The organism is Gilliamella sp. M0364, assembly GCF_016100565.1.
In the GTDB taxonomy this organism is placed as follows: domain Bacteria; phylum Pseudomonadota; class Gammaproteobacteria; order Enterobacterales; family Orbaceae; genus Gilliamella; species Gilliamella apis.
In genome coordinates this window covers 22,658-46,737 of sequence record NZ_JACFSF010000001.1, presented here as the reverse complement: position 1 = coordinate 46,737, position 24,080 = coordinate 22,658, and the positions used below count along the sequence as shown (strand labels likewise).

At 35.2% G+C, this 24,080-nt stretch carries 25 protein-coding genes; 12 read left to right on the top strand and 13 right to left on the bottom strand.

The window, feature by feature from the left end; all coding sequences use genetic code 11:
- Nucleotides 1-58: 58 nt before the first annotated feature.
- The 4 genes from H3U96_RS00225 to nlpD all read right to left on the bottom strand — a co-directional run bounded on the left by H3U96_RS00225 (nucleotide 59) and on the right by nlpD (nucleotide 3,987).
- Nucleotides 59-1,267: an aldose 1-epimerase family protein gene (locus H3U96_RS00225; protein WP_198195249.1), complete on the bottom strand. Its 1,209-nt coding sequence runs from the start codon at nucleotides 1,265-1,267 to the stop codon at nucleotides 59-61.
- A gap of 96 nt (nucleotides 1,268-1,363) precedes the next feature.
- Nucleotides 1,364-1,942 (bottom strand): thymidine kinase, encoded by a 579-nt coding sequence (locus tag H3U96_RS00220; RefSeq protein ID WP_034902208.1) that lies wholly within the window; start codon nucleotides 1,940-1,942, stop codon nucleotides 1,364-1,366.
- Between the two features lie 86 nt (nucleotides 1,943-2,028).
- A complete protein-coding gene (gene gpmA, locus H3U96_RS00215) occupies nucleotides 2,029-2,781 on the bottom strand; it encodes a 2,3-diphosphoglycerate-dependent phosphoglycerate mutase (protein ID WP_034902210.1) in 753 nt (250 codons plus the stop codon).
- Nucleotides 2,782-2,910: 129 nt separating this feature from the next.
- A complete protein-coding gene (gene nlpD, locus H3U96_RS00210; protein WP_255545794.1) occupies nucleotides 2,911-3,987 on the bottom strand; it encodes a murein hydrolase activator NlpD in 1,077 nt (358 codons plus the stop codon).
- A gap of 322 nt (nucleotides 3,988-4,309) precedes the next feature.
- Between nlpD and rsmI the strand changes: the two genes are divergently transcribed.
- The 3 genes from rsmI (at nucleotide 4,310) to moeA (ending at nucleotide 7,794) form a co-directional block, all read left to right on the top strand.
- Nucleotides 4,310-5,173, top strand: a complete 864-nt coding sequence (rsmI, locus tag H3U96_RS00205) for a 16S rRNA (cytidine(1402)-2'-O)-methyltransferase (RefSeq protein WP_232347700.1) — start codon at nucleotides 4,310-4,312, stop codon at nucleotides 5,171-5,173.
- Nucleotides 5,174-5,353: 180 nt separating this feature from the next.
- Nucleotides 5,354-6,445, top strand: a complete 1,092-nt coding sequence (ychF, locus tag H3U96_RS00200; RefSeq protein WP_034902214.1) for a redox-regulated ATPase YchF — start codon at nucleotides 5,354-5,356, stop codon at nucleotides 6,443-6,445.
- 122 nt (nucleotides 6,446-6,567) lie between these two features.
- Complete coding sequence (gene moeA / locus H3U96_RS00195; RefSeq protein ID WP_198195247.1) at nucleotides 6,568-7,794, top strand: molybdopterin molybdotransferase MoeA; 1,227 nt, start codon at nucleotides 6,568-6,570, stop codon at nucleotides 7,792-7,794.
- On the opposite strand, the gene H3U96_RS00190 is transcribed toward moeA, so the two are convergent.
- The 4 genes from H3U96_RS00190 to folB are packed head-to-tail and all read right to left on the bottom strand — an operon-like array spanning nucleotide 7,786 to nucleotide 9,863.
- Nucleotides 7,786-8,214 (bottom strand): EamA family transporter, encoded by a 429-nt coding sequence (locus tag H3U96_RS00190; protein WP_065614206.1) that lies wholly within the window; start codon nucleotides 8,212-8,214, stop codon nucleotides 7,786-7,788. The genes moeA and H3U96_RS00190 overlap by 9 nt on opposite strands.
- A 5-nt stretch (nucleotides 8,215-8,219) precedes the next feature.
- Nucleotides 8,220-8,429: a hypothetical protein gene (locus H3U96_RS00185; protein WP_198195246.1), complete on the bottom strand. Its 210-nt coding sequence runs from the start codon at nucleotides 8,427-8,429 to the stop codon at nucleotides 8,220-8,222.
- 46 nt (nucleotides 8,430-8,475) lie between these two features.
- Nucleotides 8,476-9,474 carry an MBL fold metallo-hydrolase gene (locus H3U96_RS00180; RefSeq protein ID WP_198195245.1) on the bottom strand — a complete coding sequence of 333 codons (999 nt, stop codon included), beginning with the start codon at nucleotides 9,472-9,474 and terminating at the stop codon, nucleotides 8,476-8,478.
- Nucleotides 9,475-9,494: 20 nt separating this feature from the next.
- Complete coding sequence (gene folB, locus H3U96_RS00175) at nucleotides 9,495-9,863, bottom strand: dihydroneopterin aldolase (protein ID WP_198195244.1); 369 nt, start codon at nucleotides 9,861-9,863, stop codon at nucleotides 9,495-9,497.
- A gap of 98 nt (nucleotides 9,864-9,961) precedes the next feature.
- Here folB and rsmE point away from each other — a divergent pair, with 98 nt between their 5' ends.
- The 7 genes from rsmE to nifJ all read left to right on the top strand — a co-directional run bounded on the left by rsmE (nucleotide 9,962) and on the right by nifJ (nucleotide 18,261).
- Entirely contained in the window at nucleotides 9,962-10,687 is a 726-nt protein-coding gene (rsmE, locus tag H3U96_RS00170) for a 16S rRNA (uracil(1498)-N(3))-methyltransferase (protein WP_198195243.1), read from the top strand.
- Between the two features lie 195 nt (nucleotides 10,688-10,882).
- Nucleotides 10,883-11,839, top strand: a complete 957-nt coding sequence (gene gshB, locus H3U96_RS00165) for a glutathione synthase (RefSeq protein ID WP_198195242.1) — start codon at nucleotides 10,883-10,885, stop codon at nucleotides 11,837-11,839.
- 2 nt (nucleotides 11,840-11,841) lie between these two features.
- A complete protein-coding gene (locus H3U96_RS00160) occupies nucleotides 11,842-12,297 on the top strand; it encodes a GNAT family N-acetyltransferase (RefSeq protein WP_065578960.1) in 456 nt (151 codons plus the stop codon).
- A gap of 21 nt (nucleotides 12,298-12,318) precedes the next feature.
- Nucleotides 12,319-12,876, top strand: coding sequence for a YqgE/AlgH family protein (locus H3U96_RS00155; protein ID WP_034902232.1), 558 nt, complete (start codon nucleotides 12,319-12,321; stop codon nucleotides 12,874-12,876).
- Nucleotides 12,877-12,879: 3 nt separating this feature from the next.
- Complete coding sequence (ruvX, locus tag H3U96_RS00150; protein ID WP_034902234.1) at nucleotides 12,880-13,299, top strand: Holliday junction resolvase RuvX; 420 nt, start codon at nucleotides 12,880-12,882, stop codon at nucleotides 13,297-13,299.
- Between the two features lie 92 nt (nucleotides 13,300-13,391).
- The gene (purM, locus tag H3U96_RS00145) at nucleotides 13,392-14,429 is read left to right on the top strand and encodes a phosphoribosylformylglycinamidine cyclo-ligase (protein ID WP_034902236.1); all 1,038 of its coding nucleotides are present in this window, start codon (nucleotides 13,392-13,394) and stop codon (nucleotides 14,427-14,429) included.
- A gap of 289 nt (nucleotides 14,430-14,718) precedes the next feature.
- A complete protein-coding gene (gene nifJ / locus H3U96_RS00140; protein WP_198195241.1) occupies nucleotides 14,719-18,261 on the top strand; it encodes a pyruvate:ferredoxin (flavodoxin) oxidoreductase in 3,543 nt (1,180 codons plus the stop codon).
- A 297-nt stretch (nucleotides 18,262-18,558) separates the two neighbouring features.
- On the opposite strand, the gene H3U96_RS00135 is transcribed toward nifJ, so the two are convergent.
- The 4 genes from H3U96_RS00135 to zapB form a co-directional block, all read right to left on the bottom strand.
- Nucleotides 18,559-19,095, bottom strand: coding sequence for a C40 family peptidase (locus H3U96_RS00135; RefSeq protein WP_081298901.1), 537 nt, complete (start codon nucleotides 19,093-19,095; stop codon nucleotides 18,559-18,561).
- The gene (locus H3U96_RS00130; protein WP_198195240.1) at nucleotides 19,043-20,401 is read right to left on the bottom strand and encodes a DUF3482 domain-containing protein; all 1,359 of its coding nucleotides are present in this window, start codon (nucleotides 20,399-20,401) and stop codon (nucleotides 19,043-19,045) included. Before H3U96_RS00130 ends, H3U96_RS00135 begins: the two co-directional genes overlap by 53 nt.
- Nucleotide 20,402: 1 nt before the next feature.
- A complete protein-coding gene (locus H3U96_RS00125) occupies nucleotides 20,403-21,704 on the bottom strand; it encodes a DUF2868 domain-containing protein (protein ID WP_198195239.1) in 1,302 nt (433 codons plus the stop codon).
- A gap of 76 nt (nucleotides 21,705-21,780) precedes the next feature.
- Nucleotides 21,781-22,026 carry a cell division protein ZapB gene (gene zapB / locus H3U96_RS00120; RefSeq protein ID WP_034902244.1) on the bottom strand — a complete coding sequence of 82 codons (246 nt, stop codon included), beginning with the start codon at nucleotides 22,024-22,026 and terminating at the stop codon, nucleotides 21,781-21,783.
- A 100-nt stretch (nucleotides 22,027-22,126) separates the two neighbouring features.
- Here zapB and tpiA point away from each other — a divergent pair, with 100 nt between their 5' ends.
- On the top strand, nucleotides 22,127-22,891 hold the full coding sequence (gene tpiA, locus H3U96_RS00115) for a triose-phosphate isomerase (RefSeq protein ID WP_034902247.1): 765 nt from the start codon (nucleotides 22,127-22,129) through the stop codon (nucleotides 22,889-22,891).
- Nucleotides 22,892-22,945: 54 nt separating this feature from the next.
- On the opposite strand, the gene H3U96_RS00110 is transcribed toward tpiA, so the two are convergent.
- Entirely contained in the window at nucleotides 22,946-23,173 is a 228-nt protein-coding gene (locus H3U96_RS00110) for a helix-turn-helix domain-containing protein (protein ID WP_065578965.1), read from the bottom strand.
- Between the two features lie 155 nt (nucleotides 23,174-23,328).
- Here H3U96_RS00110 and H3U96_RS00105 point away from each other — a divergent pair, with 155 nt between their 5' ends.
- Nucleotides 23,329-24,015 carry a LexA family transcriptional regulator gene (locus H3U96_RS00105; RefSeq protein WP_065578966.1) on the top strand — a complete coding sequence of 229 codons (687 nt, stop codon included), beginning with the start codon at nucleotides 23,329-23,331 and terminating at the stop codon, nucleotides 24,013-24,015.
- Nucleotides 24,016-24,080: the final 65 nt, after the last annotated feature.

Sequence of the window (24,080 nt, the reverse complement as noted above, 5' to 3'; positions counted from 1 at the left end):
TTCAGATAGAGAGAAGTGAATACCGCTAACCAAAATGTTAGCGGTATTTATGAATGACTTACTCTTTTGCCATAGGTTCTTCAACAACTTTGGTTTTTTGACTTCCTTGGATGGCTTTTATTTTAGCATCATAGTTTGCTACGTCTTCTTTGTTTGACAATAGGCTATAAGTTAAAACAAATTCTGTGCTTTTTCCGGCTTCTAATTTACGTACGCGTTTTTGTTCACGTTCAATTGTAACTGGATAAGCAAAACTTGTTCCTGGTTCAATACCAGTCACATAACCTTGTTTAACTGTATCAGTATTTTTCCATAGTGTTAGCACAGGTAATTGCTGAGTATTAAAAGCAATCCCTACCCCTTTATCACTTGCATTGTTGGTCAACATAACTTGAGTTTGATTATTTGCATCTGAATAAGGGAAAATGTTATACACCATTTCATCAAAGTCTTTAGTTGGTCCTAGATAAGTTTGCCAATTTTTAAGACCAGTTGCAGCGTATTCATTGAAAGGTGAGATTTCTTTAACTGGAGCAACAAATTTAGCTCCTTGTTCTAAAATTGGCGTACCAAAATTACTGTGATAAATAATTTGATAATCACGATCATAATCGCTTAAATTAGTTAGGATATCATGTACGGTAAATTCTTTGCTACCAGGAACATGTTGGATGGCAACCCAAGTTTCAAAATTGCTCTTTTTGAAAGTATTTTCTTTAATTAGCCCTTTGATCGTAATCGTATAAGGAGCTTGATCTTCAACTTCAACATATAATTTCGATACAGGAGTATTTTGTGCACGACCATGAAGTGTATACATCATACCATCAGCTTGTACAGCGTGACCGGTCCATTCAAAGCCACAGCGAACCATCATTTCGTTAAAGCCATCTAGCCAACCAAGACCACCACGGCTTTCTAAATTCATATATTTAGGATTAACAACCTCTTTAACTGGTGAATCCCAACCTAAACGAATCCCATCTCCCTCAACTTTTACGATACCTAAACCACGTGTTGGACTTAAGCTAATCGTTAAGCCTTCACTTTTAACAGTTAATAGTTCAGAACCTTCTTGCTTACCACCTTTGAGAATTAGATTTTGAACAGTAAAAGGAGGTGCATCAGGACTAACATCTTTGTTTGTAATATACCAATTGCCTTTTTGAAGGTTTTTTTCATCATCAGTGACTAAAAAATCTTTTGCACTGGCGGAATATGAAACTAAACCGAGTAATATAGCTAATGATGTATGTTTAATTTTCATGAGATTAATTCCTTATAATAATTTAATATTTTTGCACATCATAATATGAGTATTTTTTTCCGATAGTATACTATCTATAAAAATGCACAAGTAAATTTAATGATTTGGTCTTACTTGTCCTGCTTTCCAGTGTTTTCGACAAACAGAATGATACTCACTGTCACCAAGATGTATAGAATTTCCAAATTTGACTATTTGCCCATTTTCACCTTCTAAAAGGATCATGGTAGCTTTTTTACCACACCAACAAACAGTTTTAAGTTCCCTATAATTGTCAGCAATTTCTAATAAGGTTTTCGAACCTTCAAATAAATGCCCCATATAGTCTGTTTTTAATCCAAAAAACATCATAGGAACACCATATTCATCACAAACATCAGATAATTTCCAGATGGTATTAGATGATAAAAACTGACTTTCATCAATTAAAATACATGCGTAATTATTTTGTTTGATATGCTCAATTATGCCATCCACTGTGTTATCGTCAAGTTGTAATGCTTTTTTACGTAAGCCAAGTCGAGATACAATCTCAACAGCAGAATCTCGAGTATCGACCGAAGATTTAAGCAATAGTGTTTGCATGTTATTACTTAAGTAATTATGGTCGATTTGCAGTAATTCGGTAGATTTTCCAGCGTTCATTACGCCATAAATATAATAAATTTTTGACAAAATCAGCGTCTCAAAAAGTTAAATATTTATTTCCTAAATTAGGAAATAAAGGTAAGTTGTTTAACTTACCTTTTGATTGATTAATACTATTTTGCTTTACCTTGGTTAGCTACCGCTGCTTGTTTAGCGGCGATTTCATCAGCATTACCTAAGTAATAGTGTTTAACAACTTTCATGTTGTCATCGAATTCATAAACTAATGGTACACCAGTTGGGATGTTTAGATCGATAATATCATCATCACTGATGTTATCTAAATGTTTAACTAGCGCACGAAGTGAGTTACCGTGAGCTGCGATAATTACACGTTCACCTTTAGCAACACGTGGAGCTATAGTTGATTCCCAATAAGGAAGCACACGTTTAATCGTTAAAGCTAAGCTTTCAGTTAAAGGTAATTCTGATTCAGGTAATTTGCTATAACGTGAATCATGACCAGGGAAGCGTTCATCTGATTTTTCAAGTGCTGGAGGAGTAATTGCAAAACCACGACGCCATAATTTAACTTGCTCATCACCATATTTAGCAGCAGTTTCAGCTTTATTTAGACCTTGTAGCGCACCATAATGACGTTCATTTAATTTCCAGCTTTTTTCAACCGGTAACCATGCTTGATCAACTGCATCTAAAACGTGCCATAATGTGTGAATTGCACGTTTTAAAACAGAAGTATATGCATAATCAAATTCGAAACCTTCTTGTTTTAGCAATTGACCTGCTTCTGCAGCTTCTTTATTACCTTTGTCAGATAAATCAACATCAGTCCAACCACAAAAACGGTTTTCTTGATTCCACACGCTTTCTCCGTGACGAATAAGAACTAATTTTTTTACTGCCATAAATATAACTCCTTAGTTACGTAAAATAAAATGGTTAAATCAAATTGGTTTGCACTAAAACACATGATTAATTAGTGTGTTATTACTTATTAATTGGTTATAAACCTCTATATCACTTTAAAATACTGATTAATTTGTTGATAAGTATTTTAATGGATCGACTGATTGTGCTTTATAACGAATTTCAAAATGTAATCTTACTGATGAAGTTCCTGTTGCTCCCATCGTTGCAATTTGTTCACCAGCACGAACATTTTGTTGTTCTTTAACTAAAATAGTTTGGTTATGTGCATACGCGGTTAAATAGTCATCGTTATGTTTTATAATAATTAAATTACCATAGCCCGGTAAGGCATTCCCTGAATAAACCACTCGACCGTTAGCAGCGGCAACGACTTTGGTACCTAAAGTACCTGAAATATCAATCCCTTTGCTAGCATTAGAAAATTTTTCAATGATTTTACCTTGTGCAGGCCATTGCCATACAATATTAGCTACGTTAGATGTGGTTGGTAACTTGGTTGGCTCTGTGGCTGTGGTATCAACAGGTTCAGTTACCGTTTCTGTAGTTTGAATCGTATTGGTTGGTTTATCTTTACCCGAGGTTGTGGTTGTAGTTGTTGTAACTGTGGTTACAACTGGTTTAGTTTTGGTAGTGGTATTAGTCGCTGAACCATAATTACCAGCTGCAACAACTTGCGCTGTAGAAGTGGTTTTTTTAGTTTCAACCACCGTTGTACCACCACTGACATCTAACACTTGACCAACATTTACCGCGAATGGTTCTTTAATGTTATTTTTAGCAGCCAAGGCACGATAATCATTACCCGTTACCCACGCAATATAAAAAAGTGTATCACCTCGTTTAACAGTATAGGTATCGCCTTGATAACCACCTTTAGGAATATCATTGTAGTTACGATTATAAACAATGCGCTCATTAGAGGTAACCACACTTTGACTATCTCTATTGCTATTGGATGTTACTGTCGAGTGAGATACTGGTGTTGATGATGAATAAATTTGTGACGAAGAACGTGAACCAGTAGAAATATTTGTCGGTGGTTTTGAATATACCGACGAGCTAGAACGACTGGAAGAGTCAGAAATATCTTCAATTTCAGCTGGATTAGTTTGTGTACATGCGGAGATCATCAAACTTAAACAACTTAATGTGAGAATTTTTTTCACAATAACACCTTTCATTAATTTATATTATTTTGTTATGCACATTTTATCGTTTTTACAACAAAAAGCTATTATATTAATTACTTGTAAAGTAAATCAATAAAATCACTGGCAAAAATGTACAATTCTTGAGTAAAAGCTATAAATTCATCTCATTTGATGGCTAATTATTCGCAGTATTTCCAAATAACTATCGTATTCTAACTAACCGCTTATACGACCGAATAAATATCATTAGCACAAAAAAGCATTTCAGCCATATTTTTGGCCGATAATGATTAATACTAATTTCATGATAATGAGTATATACAATAAAACAAGGTTTGGTATAGTATATTTAATGCCTTACTACAAAATTTACAGTGATCAAAATAGAATGACTTTATATATTGTTGCAACACCCATTGGCAATTTAGATGATATTACACTAAGAGCCATTAATACACTTAAAAGTGTTGATCTTATTGCGGCTGAAGATACTAGACACAGTGGACTACTATTACAACATTTAGGTATTAAAGCTAAACTTTTTGCTTTACACGATCACAATGAACAAGAAAAAGCACACGTTTTGATCGAAAAATTAAAATCCGGGTTATCAATTGCATTAATATCAGATGCAGGAACACCGTTAATTAATGATCCTGGTTATCACTTAGTCAAAGCGTGTCGAGAAAATAATATTAATGTCGTTCCCATCCCTGGTGCATGTGCGGCTATAGCCGCATTATCAGTAGCGGGATTACCTTCAGACAAATTCTGTTATGAGGGTTTTTTACCGGCAAAAACCAAAGCACGCCAAGATTATTTGTCTACTTTATGCGAAGAGAGTCGAACAATGATTTTTTATGAATCTACCCATCGACTTTTAGATACATTAAAAGATATGCAGACGGTTTGGGGTAGCGATAAACATATTGTTCTGGCCAAAGAACTCACTAAAACATGGGAAACCATTGTCAGCTATCCGGTAAATGAGTTAATTCGCTGGTTACAAGAAGATAGTACTCGTCAAAAAGGCGAATTTGTTCTAATCGTTGAAGGACATAGCAAAACTGATAATGCTATTGATGCCAAAGTGATTAATACCTTAAACTTATTGATTAAAGAGTTACCATTAAAAAAAGCAGCAGCAATTACTGCAGAGATGTATGGACTGAAGAAAAACCAATTGTATCAAATCGGCTTATCATTGGAAAATTAGACAAACAGTTAATTAATAGTTAATTATAAAGATAAGAATAGCAAATTTTCAGTTCCAAAACTTAACACGCTAGTTTTGTTGAATATTTTAGAACAGTATCAACATTAGCATAATTAGCCTAATTTAGTATATAATTGCCCCCTATTTTTAAGATTTTTATAACACAAGGTAATAAACAGTATGGGATTTAAATGTGGTATTGTCGGACTACCAAATGTAGGCAAATCAACGCTTTTTAATGCACTAACCAAAGCTGGAATAGAGGCTGCTAACTTTCCGTTTTGTACGATTGAACCAAACACAGGTGTAGTGCCAATGCCTGATCCGCGTTTAGATCAACTTGCGGAAATTGTTAAACCACAACGCACTTTACCAACCACAATGGAATTTGTTGATATTGCGGGGCTAGTTAAAGGTGCATCTAAAGGTGAAGGACTAGGTAATCAATTTTTAGCCAATATTCGTGAAACAGAAGCGATTGGTCACGTTGTTCGTTGTTTCGAAAATGAAAATATTGTGCACGTTGCAGGTAAAATCGATCCAGCTGAAGATATTGAAATCATTAATACTGAACTTGCGTTAGCTGATCTTGAGGCTTGTGAAAGAGCCATTACCCGTTTACAAAAACGTGCTAAAGGTGGCGATAAAGACGCCAAGTACGAACTGGAAATTTTAGATAAGTGTTTACCTCATCTTGAACAAGGTAAAAAATTATTACTACTCGATTTTAGTAAAGAAGAATTAGATGCAATTAAATATCTAAGCTTTTTAACCCTAAAACCAACAATGTATATTGCTAATGTTAATGAAGATGGTTTTGAAAACAATCCATATTTAGAAAAAGTGAAAGCCATTGCTGAGCAAGAAAAAGCTGTCGTTGTACCTGTCTGTGCCGCAATTGAAGCTGAACTTGCTGAACTCGATGACGCTGATCGCGATGAATTTATGCAAGACCTTGGTTTAACTGAACCTGGCCTAAATAGAGTAATTCGTGCCGGTTATAGTTTACTTAATCTGCAAACTTACTTTACTGCTGGTGTTAAAGAAGTTCGTGCATGGACAATTTCAGTTGGAGATACTGCGCCACAAGCTGCAGGTAAAATTCATACCGATTTCGAAAAAGGCTTTATTCGAGCACAAACCATTGCTTTTGATGACTTCATTAAATATGGTGGCGAACAAGGTGCTAAAGAAGCAGGCAAAATGCGCTCTGAAGGGAAAGATTATATCGTGCAAGATGGCGATATTATGAATTTCTTATTTAATGTTTAATCTTTGTTGATGCCGTGTATTGCGGCATCATTATCATATATTTATATAACTCAATAGATTATCTGCTCTCAATTAACTACTTGTCTAACACCACGGAAAATCGATTATAAGGAGCTTCATTTATGTTATTAACCTTTGAACAAGCCAAAAAAAATATACTTGAAGTTGCAACAAATAATCATAAACCGTTAATGGAAAAAGTTGCATTATTTGATGGCTTAGATCGAATCACTGCTGAACCGGTTATTTCTCCAATTAATGTACCTAGCTTTAATAATTCGGCGATGGATGGTTATGCGCTAAGATTATCTGATATCAATCAATCGAAGTTATTACCATTAGCTGGAGTAATTTATGCAGGTGACGATATTTCTTCACTAAATTGGCCTAAAGGTAGTTGCTTACGAATTATGACTGGTGCACCGGTTCCTAACGAAGCTAGTGCTGTTGTGATGCAAGAAGAGACAGAACAAACTGAATCAGGAATTAAATTTTTACAGCAAATAAAACCAGCTAGTAATATTCGTTATATAGGTGAAGATGCTAAACAAGGTGCAGTTATTGTCGAAAAAGGCACTCGGTTAACTATTCCGATTTTATCAAGTTTAGCAACACTTGGGATTGCAGAGTTAACTGTCTATCAAAAGTTAAAAGTTGCAATATTTTCCACCGGTAATGAATTAACTGAAATTGGTAGCCGATTAGCAAATAATAGTGCTATTTATGATAGTAACCGATTCACCCTCAAATTATTATTGAGCAAATTAAACTGTGAAATAATTGATTTAGGGATAATTGTCGATGATCCGAGCAAAATTAAGCAAACACTCGAAATCGCATCTAAACAGGCTGATTTGGTTATTAGTAGTGGTGGAGTTTCAGTCGGGGATGCTGATTATACTAAAATGGCACTAGAAGAACTGGGTAAAGTTAACTTCTGGAAAATTGCCATAAAACCTGGAAAACCGTTTGCCTTTGGCAATATAGGTAATGCGCTATTTTGCGGATTGCCGGGTAATCCAGTTTCATCTCTTGTCACTTTTTATCAATTAGTTCAACCATTAATTTTAGCCCTTTCTGGACAAAATTTAACCGAAGCTGAGTTATCATTTAAAGTAAAAACAGCAACAAATCTGAAAAAAAGTATCGGTAGATTAGATTTTCAACGTGGTGTATTGCAAATTTCAACTAATGGTGAGTTGGAGGTTGTTTCAACTGGGCAACAAGGCTCCCATCTCACACAATCGTTTAATCATGCTAACTGCTTTATCTTGCTTGAAAAAGATAGAGGCAATGTAACTAAAGGTGAATGGGTAACTGTTGAACCGTTTAATACACTATTAAAATAGTGCAACTAATACCGCCCCAGCAGCTATCATGGCAACGCCTATAGCAGAAAGAAATGAAATTTTTTCGCCAAATATAATAGTTGCAAAAATTACCGCAAAAACGACACTAAGTTTATCAATTGGGGCGACTTGTGATACTTTACCTTCTTTTATTGCCATAAAGTAAAATAGCCACGATAATGCGCCAGCTACGCCACTCAATGCAATAATAAGTAATGCTTTTTTGTCATTAAAAAAAGTATTAATTAAATTCAGTTTTCCTTGAACAACAACTACACCAACTAGAAAAATAGCCATAACTATAGCTCTAATTGCTGTCGCAGTATTAGCGTCAAGATGTTGTAAACCTATTTTACCGAGGATTGCCACACAAGCCGCAGTAATCGCCGATAATAATGCATAAATAAGCCAAGCACTCATATAAGTTAATACCTATCAATTTGAAATAAATATTGTTGATTATTAGAATTTTTTTGACATTGCTCTGATTTATTCATTACTCCACGGCAATCTTCAAGAACTCCATGTGCTTGTGACCAATGATATTGTTTACCTTCATCATTTTTACCGCCACAAGCAGTTAAAGCTAAACTAAACGTTAGACAAGTTAATGCAATAATTACTGATTTCATCATATTTCCCTCGCAAATATCAAAATGTAGTTTAAATTATTATTGTTAATTATTTTAGTTCATTATTAAGCTGATTGATAGCTAAGCTATCACCTATTTTTAATATATGAAAAGATCTATCTCCCTTTAATGAGTTTAATAATGTTGGTGGCTCATCTAATGGTTCATCTGCCAATTCAAAAGCTCCCCAATGGATCGCAATAGCTGACTGACAATTTAATTCATCATAAAGTTGTAAAGCTTGTTGTGGATCTATATGCTGCGATTGCATAAACCAACGGGGTGCATAAGCACCAATTGGTATCAAAGCAAGATCTATCTGCTTAAATTTATCAGCTATTTTCTTTAAGCTTGCACAATAACCGGTATCCCCCATAAAGTAGACAGTTTTAGTCGATAGTGGTTTATCAATATCTGTCTGCATAACCCATCCACACCATAATGCTTTATTCACATCAAACGCACCTCGATTACTCCAATGCTTTGCCGGTGTAGCAGTAAAGGTAATTCCATTAACATTAGTTGACTGCCACCAATCTAACTCAATAACTTGCTTGGCCTCCCATTTTAATAATTTACTTTTAAGTCCTAAGGGAACCAGAATAGTAAGTTGCGGATACCGCATGATAAGTTGGCGGATACTATTAAAATCAAGATGATCATAATGGCTATGAGAGATTACCACCACATTAATTGACGGTAATTTATCAATGGTAATTGCTGGTTTTGTTCGTCGTTTTGGCCCAATAAATTGCACCGGCGATACTCGGTTAGAAAACACTGGATCGGTTAATATCCATTGTTCATTAAGCTTTATCAAGGTAGTAGAATGTCCGATCCACCAAACTCTATCACCGCTTAAGCTAATATCAATTGGACTAAACCAATTTTGTGTGAATGCTTGATATCCACCTTGTGGTGGTAAAACTTTACGTTGCAGTCGCCAACGCAAAGCATCAGTTAATTTAATTGAAAAAGGTTCAGTATTATCAAAACCTTTCTTTTTATGATGTGACTGATCACATATTATTTTGTTCGCTTTACTCATTAAGGGATATCTAATTGTAGTTATTTGGCTCTGCGTTCTATTAGTACCGCAACGTTACCAGCATTAGCAATAGCATCAGGTTTTGACACTTTTATTTTTAACCATTGTACCGAGAATTTCTCAATGACTAACATTGCAACACGTTCAGCTACGGTTTCAATCAATTCAAATTTATTTTGTTCAATAAATGACGTTATTGATTGCGACACAACAAAATAGTCTAAACAAAATTTCACATCATCACTTTGTCCGGCAGGTTGATTATCCCATGCCATTTCGAGATCAAGAACTAACTTTTGTTTAATCGTTTTTTCCCAATCATAAACACCAATTGTGGTATAAACCGTTAGTGATTCAATGAATACTCTATCTTTAATTGTTGAGGTCATATTCTATTCCAGATATAGATATTGTTTAAAATAGAGATTACCGAATCTTAATAAATTACGCTATAATTTATTTTAAATAATAGTAAATAATAGTTTATATGACGCGAATTTTTCAGCCTTACACAATTAATCAAAATAGTTTGATCACTTTAGATGATAATGCTTTCAATCACCTTATTCGAGTATTAAGAATGAAAACCGGGGAATCAATTACGCTTTTTGATGGTTCCAACCAAATTACGCCTGCCGTTATACATGAAGTTAATAAAAAAACGGTTATTGTAAAAACAACAAACAGTGTATTAGATAATCGAGAATCACCATTAAACATTCATTTAGGGCAAGTGATTTCTCGGGGTGATAAAATGGAGTTTACTATTCAAAAATCGGTAGAATTAGGTGTTAATACCATTACCCCCCTACTTTCAGAACGTTGTGGCGTCAAACTCGATCAAGATAGGCTTGAAAAGAAAGTTCAACAATGGCAAAAAATTGTTATTTCGGCTTGTGAACAATGTGGACGAAATATCATCCCAAGCATCAATCCAGTAATGAAATTAGAAACTTGGTGTGCAAATTTAACCGATAGTTTAAAACTTAACTTACACCCTAAAGCCGAACAAGGAATAAACCAATTACCGTGTGATAATAACAATATTAGTTTATTAATTGGGCCGGAAGGTGGTCTATCTAATGAAGAAATTAGCATGACTCATCAATATCAGTTTACTGATATTTTGCTCGGGCCGAGAGTATTACGTACTGAAACAGCGGCGTTAACTGCAATAACAGCGCTTCAAGTTCGTTTCGGTGATTTAGGTTAGTCACAAGAAATAAATAAGTTAATAAATGATTGCTTTGCTTATTAATCGGTAACGGGTATGATAGTTAAAAATTCGATTATTATTGCTAATACCTCTTTCTACCTTGATTTTATCTAAATTATTAAATAGGTAGAGCAGCAGCAAATCATCAACACCGAATTCAGTAAAATCAAATATAATCAGTAAGGAGTTACCATGATCAAACTTGGTATTGTTATGGACCCCATTAGCCATATCAAATTAAAAAAAGATACCAGTTTTGCGATGCTACTTGAAGCACAAAAACGCGGCTATCAACTTTATTATATGGAGATGAATGATCTGTTTTTACGCAATGGAGAAGCTAGTGCCACGACACGTACATTAACAGTTCATAACAATAGTGAACATTGGTTTGATTTTGGAGACGAACAGACTATAGCATTAAGTGAACTTGATGTAATATTAATGCGCAAAGATCCGCCTTTTGATACTGAATTTATCTATGCAACCTATATATTAGAGCGTGCGGAAGAGAAAGGAGTATTGGTAGTAAATAAACCTCAAAGTCTACGCGACTGTAACGAAAAATTATTTACGGCTTGGTTTGCTGACTTTACACCTGAAACCTTAGTTACTCGTCAGACATCACAAATCAAAGCTTTTCATCAACAATATCATGACATCATTTTAAAACCACTAGATGGCATGGGTGGTTCGTCAATTTTTCGCATGAAACAAGATGATCCTAATGTTTCGGTGATTATTGAGACACTTACTGAACATAATACCCGTTATTGCATGGCGCAAACATTTATTCCCGCAATTAAAGATGGCGATAAACGGGTTTTAGTTGTCGACGGTGTACCCGTGCCTTACTGCTTAGCACGAATTCCACAACAAGGGGAAACACGAGGAAACTTAGCCGCTGGTGGACATGGTGAAGTTAGGCCATTAAGTGATAGTGATTGGCAAATCGCTAACAGTATCGGCCCTGTTTTGCAACAAAAAGGACTACTATTTGTAGGACTTGATATTATTGGTGACAAACTAACCGAAATTAACGTTACCAGCCCGACTTGCGTTCGAGAAATTGAAGCAGCTAACCCAGATTTATCAATCACAGGTTTATTAATGGATGCGATTGAATCAAGATTAAATATAAAGAGTTAAAAATGATTAGAGAATATCAAGCAAAAGATTTAGATGCCATAATGACAATTTGGCTGCAAGGTAATGAACAAGCACATAATTTTATCGATCCTGAGTTTTTTAAACAAAACTTTGATTTAGTGAAGATGTTGATCCCAATGTCAACAATATATGTTCAAGATATCAACGGCGTTGTTGTTGGTTTTATTGGCTTGACGGAAAACTATATCTCAGGTTTATATGTTGAAAAGAATTTTCGTCATCAAGGTACCGGATCAGCATTAGTTGAAAAAGCCAAACAGCGTCATAATGAATTAATGGTACATGTTTACAAACAAAATAGTGATGCAATTAACTTTTATTTATCACAAAATTTTGCAATTGTTGGTGAATCAATTAATGAAGAAACCAATCATCCTGAAATATTAATGCGCTGTAATGTTGAACATAAAGTCAAAATTGGGAAATGTGCATTATAAATTTAACGACAATGTGAGCATATGAATTTAAAAAATCATTTTATTATAGCCATGCCAACTGTTAATGACTCAATTTTTAGTCGTTCAGTAGTATATATTTGTGAACATAATCGTGATGGTGCTATGGGGATTATTATTAATAAACCCATTGTAGATCTTAACATAGAAACAGTATTATCCCGTTTAGAGATAACCGCCTCAAAAAGCTGTGCTGAACTTGAACACCTTGTGTTTTGTGGCGGTCCGCTTGCTGAAGAGCAAGGATTTATTCTCCATACACCTCATCAAGGGTTTGCTTCAAGTATACAAATCTCTGATGATATCATGGTTACCACTTCTCTTGATGCATTAAAGTCTATTGGTACTCCAGAACAACCAAGAGATCTTTTCTTAGCATTAGGTTATTCAAGCTGGCAATCATTACAACTTGAAAGTGAAGTAGCAAAAAATGATTGGTTAGTTACCGATGTTGATCCTGCAATTATCTTCGAGGTAGCTATTGAAGATCGTTGGCAGAAAGCGGCTGAATCATTGGGCATTAATATTAAAACAATTTCACATCAAATGGGCACCGCGTAAGTTATGGCTACCATTATTGCATTTGATTTTGGTACAGCGAGCATCGGCGCAGCTATCGGTCAAGATATAACTAAGACCGCAAATTCACTTTGTTCATTCAAAGCTCGAGATGGCATTCCTAATTGGCAGTCAATAGAGAAAGTACTCAATGAATGGCAACCTGATTATTTAGTGGTAGGATTACCACTAAATATGGATGGTACAGAACAACCATTAACCGCAAGAGCACGCAAATTTGCTAACCGTTTGCATGGAATGTTTGGCTATCAAGTTCATTTACAAGATGAACGTTTATCAACCGTTGAGGCAAAATCACATATTTTTGCTTCACGTGGCTACCGTGCCCTTGAAAAAGGTCATGTCGATGCAACTTCGGCAATTATTATTTTAGAAAGTTGGTTCGAAAATTGTGAATCTAGATAATCAAAAGATTATTTTAACAATAATTAGTCGCCAATAAATTTCATCCTTGCTAAAATAACAAGCAATTTTTTCTATTGAAAGGACTGCTCCCCGTGTCAAATAATAAATCTCTTAGCTATAAAGATGCTGGTGTTGATATCGATGCTGGCAATGAATTGGTTGATCGTATTAAATCTGTCGTTAAAGAGACCAAACGTCCTGAAGTTATGGGTGGACTTGGTGGTTTTGGTGCATTATGTGCAATTCCAGAAAAATATAAACAACCTATTTTAGTTTCAGGTACTGATGGTGTTGGCACAAAATTGCGCCTTGCAATGGATTTAAATCGTCATGAATCAATTGGTATTGATTTGGTTGCTATGTGCGTTAATGATTTGATTGTTCAAGGAGCTGAGCCTTTATTTTTCCTCGACTATTATGCTACTGGCAAATTAAATGTTGATGTTGCAGCGACAGTTGTTACGGGTATTGCGGAAGGCTGTAAACAATCCGGATGTGCATTAGTTGGTGGTGAAACAGCAGAAATGCCAGGTATGTATCATGGTGATGATTATGACTTAGCAGGTTTTTGTGTTGGTGTAGTTGAAAAATCAGAAATGATTGATGGTAGTAAAGTACAAGATGGTGATGCTTTAATTGCCCTTGCATCAAGCGGTGCGCATTCAAATGGTTATTCACTAGTACGTAAAATTATTGAAGTTAGTGGTGTTAACCCCGCAACAGAACAATTAGACGGAAAACCATTAGCAGATCATTTACTTGCGCCAACTAAGATTTATGTAAAATCAGTGCTTGATTTGATTTCGAAAATTGATGTTCATGCTATTGCACACATTACTGGCGGTGGTTTTTGGGAAAACATTCCACGAGTTTTACCTGATAATACTCAAGCTGTTATTGATGAATCTAGTTGGCAATGGCCGGCCATCTTTAATTGGTTGCAACAAGCAGGCAATGTAAGCCGTCATGAAATGTACCGTACTTTCAATTGTGGAGTAGGTTTAATCATCGCTTTACCAAAACAATTAGCTGAACAAGCCATTAATTTACTTAACCAGCATGGTGAAAAAGCTTGGTTACTTGGCGAAATAAAACACTCTTCATCAACTGAACGAGTTGTTATTCAGTAATATATACGATATCAATTTTTGTCTAGTAATAGTAACTAATCAGTCAATATTACTGGACAAAAATTATTGATATAAAAACCCTCAAAAAAATTCCTTTTAGTATCAATCTGCAATATCTGCCTTATGTTTTAATATACTAATCCCCTGCCTTTTTTATTTTTACTAAAAACGTATAGTTAGGCAAAAATTTAACTTAAAAATAACTAAAAGCTATCTTAGTTTCTGGTACAATAAGCAAAATTATTATAACTAAGTAATGTCATAATACTCTAAGATACAAGGTTTTTTAATGATCATATCAGATGCTAATAGTGCGGTGTCATCTGTCGCATATCGTGCAAACGAAGTCATTGCTATTTATCCAATAACTCCAAGTTCATCTATGGCTGAACAAGCCAGCACGTGGGCGGAGTTCAATAAACCCAATGTTTTTGGTGATACACCGAAAGTTGTTGAAATGCAATCGGAAGCGGGAGCAATATCAACGGTACACGGTGCATTAATGACTGGGGCATTAGCAACATCATTTACTTCATCGCAAGGTCTGTTATTAATGATTCCTTCGCTATATAAAATAGCTGGGGAATTAACACCATTTGTATTACATGTTGCCGCCCGTACTGTTGCAACTCATGCCTTATCTATTTTTGGCGATCATTCTGATGTTATGTCAGTTAGGCAAACTGGTTTTGCCATGCTGTGTTCTAGCTCGGTACAAGAAGCCCAAGATTTAGCCTTAATCGCACAAATAGCGACACTCAATAGTAGAGTACCATTTATTCACTTTTTTGATGGTTTTAGAACTTCACACGAAGTAAATAAAATTTATCCAATCAGTGATGAGCAGATTCGTAATTTGCTTCCCAATCAAGCTATTGATGCTTTTCGTCGCCGTGCCTTAACACCAGATAATCCAGTCATTCGTGGTACATCAGCTAATCCTGATACCTACTTCCAATGCCGTGAAGCAATTAATCCATATTATGAGAATACTTTCAATCATGTTGTTGATGCTATGCAAGCCTTTGAAAAAGAGACCGGTAGAAAGTATCAACCTTTCGAATATTATGGCGCAAAAGATGCTGAGCGTATCATTGTCATTATGGGTTCCGGTGTCAGCACCACGAAGGAAGTTGTCGATCATCTGCTTAAAAATGACGAAAAAGTTGGTGTCGTTATCGTAAGATTATTCCGACCATTTTCAGCAACTCATCTACTTGACGTTATTCCGCAAACTGTGAAAAAAATCGCAGTGCTAGATCGTACCAAAGAGCCCGGCGCACAAGCTGAACCTCTTTACCTAGATGTAATGACAGCCTTTGCTGAGAGTTTTTCACGTGGCGAACGTGACCATTTACCACAAATTATTGGTGGTCGTTATGGTTTATCATCGAAAGAGTTCGATCCTCGCTGTGTATTAGCGATATTTAACGAATTAACAACAGAGAAACCTAAACCTCGCTTTACAGTAGGTATTTATGACGATATAACCGGCTTGTCACTACCATTACCAGAAAAATCCATCCCACAAAAATCAGCACTTGAAGCACTATTTTATGGTTTAGGCAGTGATGGTACGGTTTCAGCGACCAAAAATAATATCAAAATCATTGGTGATAGTTCACCATTTTATGTACAGGGTTATTTTGTTTACGATTCGAAAAAAGCCGGTGGTTTAACCACTTCTCACCTTCGAGTTAACCTTGAACCAATAGATTCACCATATTTGATAACTAGTGCCCATTTTATCGGTTGTCATCAAGATCAGTTTATCGACAAATATCAAATAGTTGAAAGATTAAAAGATGATGGTATTTTCTTGCTGAATACACCTTATAGTAAGGATGAAATTTGGCATAGATTACCTAAAGAAGTGCAAATTCAACTAATTAAGAAAAGAGCACATTTTTATATTATTAATGCAGCTAAAATTGCTCGAGAATGTAATTTAGGGGCAAGAATTAATACCGTAATGCAAGCTGCATTCTTCCATTTATCAGAAATATTTAAAAATGACTTTAGCATTTCACAGCTAAAAGAAGTTATTGCCAAAAGTTACAGCAGTAAAGGACAAGATATTGTTGAAAATAACTGGAAAGCACTTGATTTAGCCATTGCATCGCTTGAGAAAATTCCATTAAGTTGCGTGAATGAAAGTAGTCCATCACGTCCGCCAGTTGTGCCAAGCAATGCCCCTGATTTTGTTAAAATGGTCACTGCAACTATGTTAGCTGGCTTAGGTGATAGTTTACCTGTTTCAGCTTTTCCTCCCGATGGAACATGGCCTGTTGGCACCACCAAATGGGAAAAACGTAATATTGCTGAAGAAATACCAATTTGGCAACCTGAACTTTGTACTCAATGTAACCATTGTGCAGTTGCTTGTCCGCATGCAGCCATTCGAGCAAAAGTTGTTGAACCAGATGATATGCTCAATGCACCAGAATCACTAAGCTCACTTGAAGTAAAAGCTCGAGATATGAAAGGTCAACGTTATGTTTTACAAGTTGCGCCTGAAGATTGTACCGGATGTAATTTATGTGTTGAAGTTTGTCCTTCACGTGACCGTAATAACTTTGATGTTAAAGCCATTAACATGCGTTCACGAATTGACAATCTAGAAACTCAGCGTGCTAATTATAATTATTTCACCGACCTTCCTGATCGGGAAATCAAAACACTAGAACGAATTGATGTACGTACATCACAACTATTAACACCGTTATTTGAATATTCTGGTGCTTGTGCTGGTTGTGGTGAAACACCATACATCAAACTACTAACTCAATTATATGGTGATCATCTCGCTATTGCTAATGCAACTGGTTGCTCGTCAATTTATGGTGGTAATTTACCATCATCCCCATATACAACCGATCGCAATGGCCGTGGACCAGCTTGGGCAAATTCATTATTTGAAGATAATGCCGAATTTGCACTTGGTTATCGTATTACTTATGATCAACATAAAAAACGAGCATTACGTTTGCTTGAGCATGTTGCTGGTGAAGTTTCACCAGAGATTGTTATCAATTTACAATCACCAGATTTATCTATTGATGAAAAACGAACTCAAGTTAATTTATTACGACAACAATTAGCGCATTTAACTTCAGCTGAAGCTAAAGAGTTAATGCAAGATGCTAATTATTTGATTGATAAATCAGTATGGGCTATTGGTGGTGATGGTTGGGCTTATGATATTGGCTTTGGTGGACTCGATCATGTAATGAGTTTAACCGAAAACGTTAACATCTTAGTGCTTGATACCCAATGCTACTCTAATACTGGCGGACAGCAATCGAAAGCAACACCAATGGGTGCAGTTTCCAAATTTGCTGATTTAGGTAAACATAAAGCTCGTAAAGATCTTGGGGTCAGTGTAATGATGTATGGTCACGTTTATGTCGCCCAAGTTGCTTTAGGATCGCAATTGAACCAAACACTTAAAGCATTACAAGAAGCTGAAGCTTATAATGGCCCTTCTCTGGTTATTGCTTATAGCCCTTGTGAAGAACATGGTTACGATTTATCTAAATCTCATGAACAGATGAAAGATTTAGTTAAATCAGGTTTCTGGCCATTATATCGTTATGATCCGCGTCGTATGCAAGAAGGAAAACCAGGTTTAGTGTTAGACTCTAAAGCACCAAACAGTGAATCATTAACGGAAGTTTTACTTAAAGAACAACGTTTCCGTCGTTTAGAAACACTTGAACCAGTTATTGCCAATACTTTACATGCGCAATCAACTAAAATGGTAAATTCTAAATATAAATTCTTGCAAATGCTGGCAACCTATTCTGATATTGAAACGCCAGCAGATAGTTAATCACAAAATAACTATCAGGCAAAAATAGCCTTAGTTATGCGGTATTAAGATCATTGTTAGTATATTCATTAATATTAGCAATGATCTTAAATATGGACGTAATGTGGTGCAAATTCGAACTAAATATCAATACAGCTACCAACTGGTGTCGTATATCGTTAGGAACACCTGGTGAAATGTTATATGTTGCCAATGTGTTGTATGGTTTAAGGGAAAATTCACTGATATAAAATTGAAACAACCGAGGAAGGAATGCTAAAGACTCACTGTCTAGTTCATATCAGTGAGTCTATAATTTTACTTAACTTTAGTATCGATAACCCGACGAGTCATCCAATAATGTTTTTTCCAATAATCTTCTTTTAAATTAGAGAAAATAACACCTTTTGATGTTGAAGCGTGTAGGAACTTACCATCTGCATAGTAGATACCAACATGTAAACCGCTACGACTACGACCCGTTTTAAAGAATACTAAATCCCCCGCTTTAGGAGTAGTAACTTTATAGCCTAGTTTAGCTTGTTCTACAGTACTTCTTGGCAAAGTTTTTGATAATCTATTTTTATAGAAATTCATAACTAAACCAGAACAATCACTACCAGCTAAGGTTGTACCACCATAACGATATGGCGTTTTTTTCCATTTTTTATAATGTTGATCGATTTTTGCCAAAATAACTGGATCTGATTTATTTACCGCTACTTGACCTTGACTACTACTACAACCAAACAAGACAAACAGAGAAAAAATAATCGAAATTACTAAACATCGTTTTTTAACACTACCGCAATTGTTGCGCAACTTGGTTAATAACCGACTGCCTTTTTTTATCATTTCTTTTTGTTCCTTTATTTAAAGTCGACCAATGCGAATAACGTCTTGCTACCTTTAGACTTTTAGGTAACACACCTTTTTGCCACTCATTTTTATCTAGCTTAGATAATCTAATCGGGCTGGTGTTCGCATGGCTGCGATAATTTAAACTCTCTTTAAGTTGAACTAATCGTAAAGAAAGAAAACAAATAATCACATCATCAACACTTAATTTACTGTATCCAGAAAGCTGATAGCGCATTCTAGAACCGTAATGCTTTGCAGTTTGCATCAAACTACCCACGGCTGCACCAATTAATGCAGCTGAACCAAAGGATAATCCACCAGTAGCTAAATCAATACTTGCTCCGATAGTTGCACCAGATACAAATCCTTTAGTCAAATGTATACCCATCAATTTCAACGCATCTAAATTAAACAAATCAGCGTTATATCTACCTTTAATTAAAGGTAAATTTTCTTCACTCTCTTGAGTTGAATCAAATTGATAGAGTTGCAATAGATCATTTATTACTTTTTGTTCACGTAACCTAACTTTATTTTGCATATCAGTTACAGCTTGCTTATCATCTGATTTTGCCATTTTATAAAAAGCAGTCACATCAACCAATGCTTCGGCAATAAGCTTATTTGCTGTATGATTACGTGATTCACGAATCCTCGTAATATTATCTAACCAATTATCCAATATTTTTTTAGCTGATTCAATTAGTAAAGCTAAACTTTTGTATAATTTTTCTTCACCATCTATAGGTGGAAATACAGCGTCGAACCCAATGATAGCATGGATACCTATTATTGAAAGCAATCTTTTCCATTCCTTTTCATTTTTTTCTTTGGTTGAAGTAAAATTAAGGACAGCAAGAATAGGTTTATCACTATTTGCTAAAATGGCCAATTCATCGTGATATTTAGGTAGCACAGGCTCTCGGACATCAATGACATAGATAGCTGCATCACAATTTAACACTTGTCTGATGACTTTTGCTTCTTGATTAAAAAGTTTTTCAGCCTCCGGACTTTGTAAAAAAGTCGTTAATTTATCGATACCATCTAGCTTAGAATTTGCTGGTAGAATTTGTGTTATATAATCATAAAGCGCCAAACTATCTTCAAAACCCGGAGTATCATAAAAAGTAATGTCGGTATTATTAGCCAAAGACAATTTAATTGATTCAACGTGTCTTGTGGTGCCCGGTTTATCTGAAACATCACCAAAATGACTATTGTGCGACAATGCTCGCAAAAGCGAAGTTTTGCCAAAATTGGCATGGCCAACTATTGCTAATTTCAATGAAGTTATCATATTAATTATCCTGCTCTAACCAATTAGGTTCGGCTAATGGTAAAGATAACGATTGCCAATTATGAAATTGCTTTCCGTGATTAATAAACCATATCCGAGTTTGCTGGGATTTATTAATTAGCTGTTGAATGAAGTTTAATAATCCACGATCAGGGGCGCGATCCGTATCGATGGCGATTAATAATTTTTTCGCCGGTTTTAATTGTAAGTAGTCCAATAAAGCAACCCGTTGTTCACGGGTATTGAGAAAGCCATAGAACGGAACTGTAGTTGTTGGTTTCCAACTTTCAACGATATCCACTGCCACTAAATAGATACCATGCCCTTCTTCAATTTGCGAAATCGGCAATTGCCATCTATTTTCACCTAATTTATCTTCATCTTCTACATTAGTAACTAATGGTTGTAATTGTTGCGCGAGGATTTGATAATCAGGATCATCTAAATTTAACTTAATTTTTCGACTGGTTACCATCCAGGTGACACCACAAAAAATCATCAGAAGTAAACGAACAGTTAAGCCATAAAAAATAAAAACGCCAAGTAACCATATCGCCCATGAAGAACGAATATCACCAGAACTTAATGCATGTTCACTCAGTTTAATCACATCATCTTTTGGAATAGAAAATCCAAACCAAGATGGCAAATAACCTAGATAATGAGTTAATTCAATAATTGAATCGGCACTTAATAAAGTTGTTTTCCATTCAAAACTATAATGTTGGGTAGCAAAAAGCACTAACAAAACAATTAAAGCGCTAGTTAAAATAACTGTCCAAAACAAATTAAGTACAAAACCTAGCAACCAACGAATTCGATAGCCAAATAATGAAACAAAAGCAGGAACAAGTTGTTGCACAGTCTTTTTTTGGTAGAGTTTTTCCGCTATCCATAACCAACCGTGAATTAATAAACTACCACCAAAGCGAGAAAAAAATAACAATGAACTAAGCCAGACAATTAGCGTAATAAAATGAACACCCAATAAACTAAATAACGCCCAATATAAATTGATTGGATTTTGACTTAACGCGCCAAATGTCAGCGAGCTACCGATAAAAAGTGATACAAACAATAGTAACAAAAATGACAGTTTAATTGAGCGCAACATTACTTTTTGTGCCAAATATAAACCATTTTGTTTAGATAATAAGGTGGCTCGCGTAACAATACGATTAACCAAAGAGGTTGGCATAGCTTTAACTTGCCGATTAATATCTTGATCAGCAAAGCGTCCAGATTGTGACTCAATTAAATGAATAGTTTCAGTAAGCCATAAAGATTTTAGCTGTTCACGCATTTTTATTTAATTTTCACATTTAGGTTAGTCATAAAAGAAACGCGACATAAGTCGCGTTTAAGATAGATTGAGTCGTTTACTGGGTGATTTCACCAATTTTACTTAAAAGAGTTTGAATCCGTTGCTGCCAAATTTGTTGATCTTGTTTTAGTTTTTCATTTTCATCACGTAATGCTTTCATTTCATCAGAACTATCATTAATTAATTGCTCAAGTTCTTGATTACCTTGCTTTAATCTAGCAATCTCTTGTTGCAATGTATTAATGGTGTTAACAGTATGTTGAATTCTAGTTTCTAATTGATTCAATATTTCTAATGACATATTTTTCCTCAAGCTCAATTTATTTGGTGTATAATAAGTAGTATTATAACTAATTCATTCTGAAATCAACACCTTTTTAAATTTTAAGTTGGAGAAAAATATGCGAAAACCTCTCGTTATGGGTAACTGGAAACTCAATGGTAGTATCAGTATGGCAAAAGACTTGGTCGCAGGATTAAGAAATGAGCTATCAACAGACGCTAACTGTGGCATTGCAATTGCACCGCCTAGCGTTTATTTAGATTTTGTAGCACATCAATTAGGTGGCTCAAACATTCTTTTAGGTGCTCAAGATGTCGGTATTCATCTTTCAGGTGCTTATACTGGTGAAGTATCAGCAACTATGTTAAAAGAAATCGGCGTAACTCACGTCATTATTGGACATTCTGAACGTCGTACTTATCACAAAGAATCTGATGAATTTATTGCCCAAAAATTTGGTGTATTAAAAGAAGCAGGTCTAGTACCAGTACTTTGTATTGGTGAGACTGAAGCTGAAAACGAAGCTGGCCAAACTCAAGCAGTATGTGCTCGTCAAATTGATGCTGTTATTAATGCATTAGGTGTACAAGCATTTAATGGCGCAGTAATTGCTTATGAACCTGTTTGGGCAATCGGTACAGGTAAATCTGCAACTCCAGCACAAGCACAAGCTGTTCACAAATTTATCCGTGATCATATCGCAAAACAAGATGCAGCTGTAGCTAAACAAGTAATTATTCAATATGGTGGCTCAGTTAATGATAAAAATGCAGCTGAACTATTTACCCAACCAGATATTGATGGTGCTTTAGTTGGTGGAGCTTCATTAAAAGTCGATGCTTTTGCAGCAATCGTTAAAGCGGCAGAACAAGCTAAGAAATAAAACGTAAGACGCCTATTTTAGGCGTCTTTTTCTACTCAGTAGTACAATTGTAACTTATTTTTTACCCTTCTTTTCGTATCTAGATGGCCAAATTTGCTCAACAGGCACTTGTAAATATTCAGAGATAATACGTTCATATTTAGGACAATGTCGATATAGTGCATTACGTAAAGTATCAGCCTGTAAACCACTTGAACGAGAAAGAGCTCTTAAATTTCCGCCTCGGATTTTAATCTCACCTACAACTCTTGATGGTGTCCAGTCTTGATCTTGTTCTCTCATTATGAGATCCTCTATTGGTTAAATTTTTTGCTATTGTAAAGATTATCGGTATTACGCGACTAAAGCGATAACAAGTTACCTGCAAAGAATAGCATATAAAAAAACGAATTAAAATAATAAAAACAAAAAAATATCTAGAAATGGAATGAAAAACAATGGAAAACAAAGTAAAAAAACAGTCAGAACAGGAAAAAACACGAACATTGACCAGTACAGGAGTTATAAATTTTAAAAATCGATTAACTATTGTTTTAGAAGGTCTTTCAGGTAACGCTTTTGCAAAAAAAGTAGGAATGTCAGAAGCAGTAATACGAGATTATTTATGTGGAAAGACCTATCCATCGCTAAATAGATTGGCAACCATAGCTCAGAAATGTGATGTACCAATCGAGTGGCTTGCAACAGGAAAAGGCGAATGTCGTTTACTTCCAGAAAGCCAAGGTAAAGGTTCTATTGATATTCCATTTCATCATCTCAATGAAACAAATAGTGCATTTTCAGTTTTAGAAACAATCCCATTTGATATCACCTTAATCAAACATCACAGTTGTGAAGTTGATAATCTAATCGCTGTTTGGGCTAAGGGTGACAGTATGGAACCAACCATATCAAATCATGATATTCTTATTATCAATAAAGCTAACGCTAAACCTATTGATGGTTTTCTTTATGCGGTACAGTATGATGATCATATAAGTATCAAGCGTATTCAAAATCAAGGTGCTAACTTAGTTTTAATTTCAGATAACCCTAAATATCCAGCTATTGTGGTTGACAAAAAAGAACAACACGATTTTAAAATAATCGGCCATGTGGTCTATTTACTGAAAGATCTTAATTAAGATCACCATAATAATGCTATCTTTAAATTTAACTCCATTGATATTATCAATGGAGTTTGGAACTA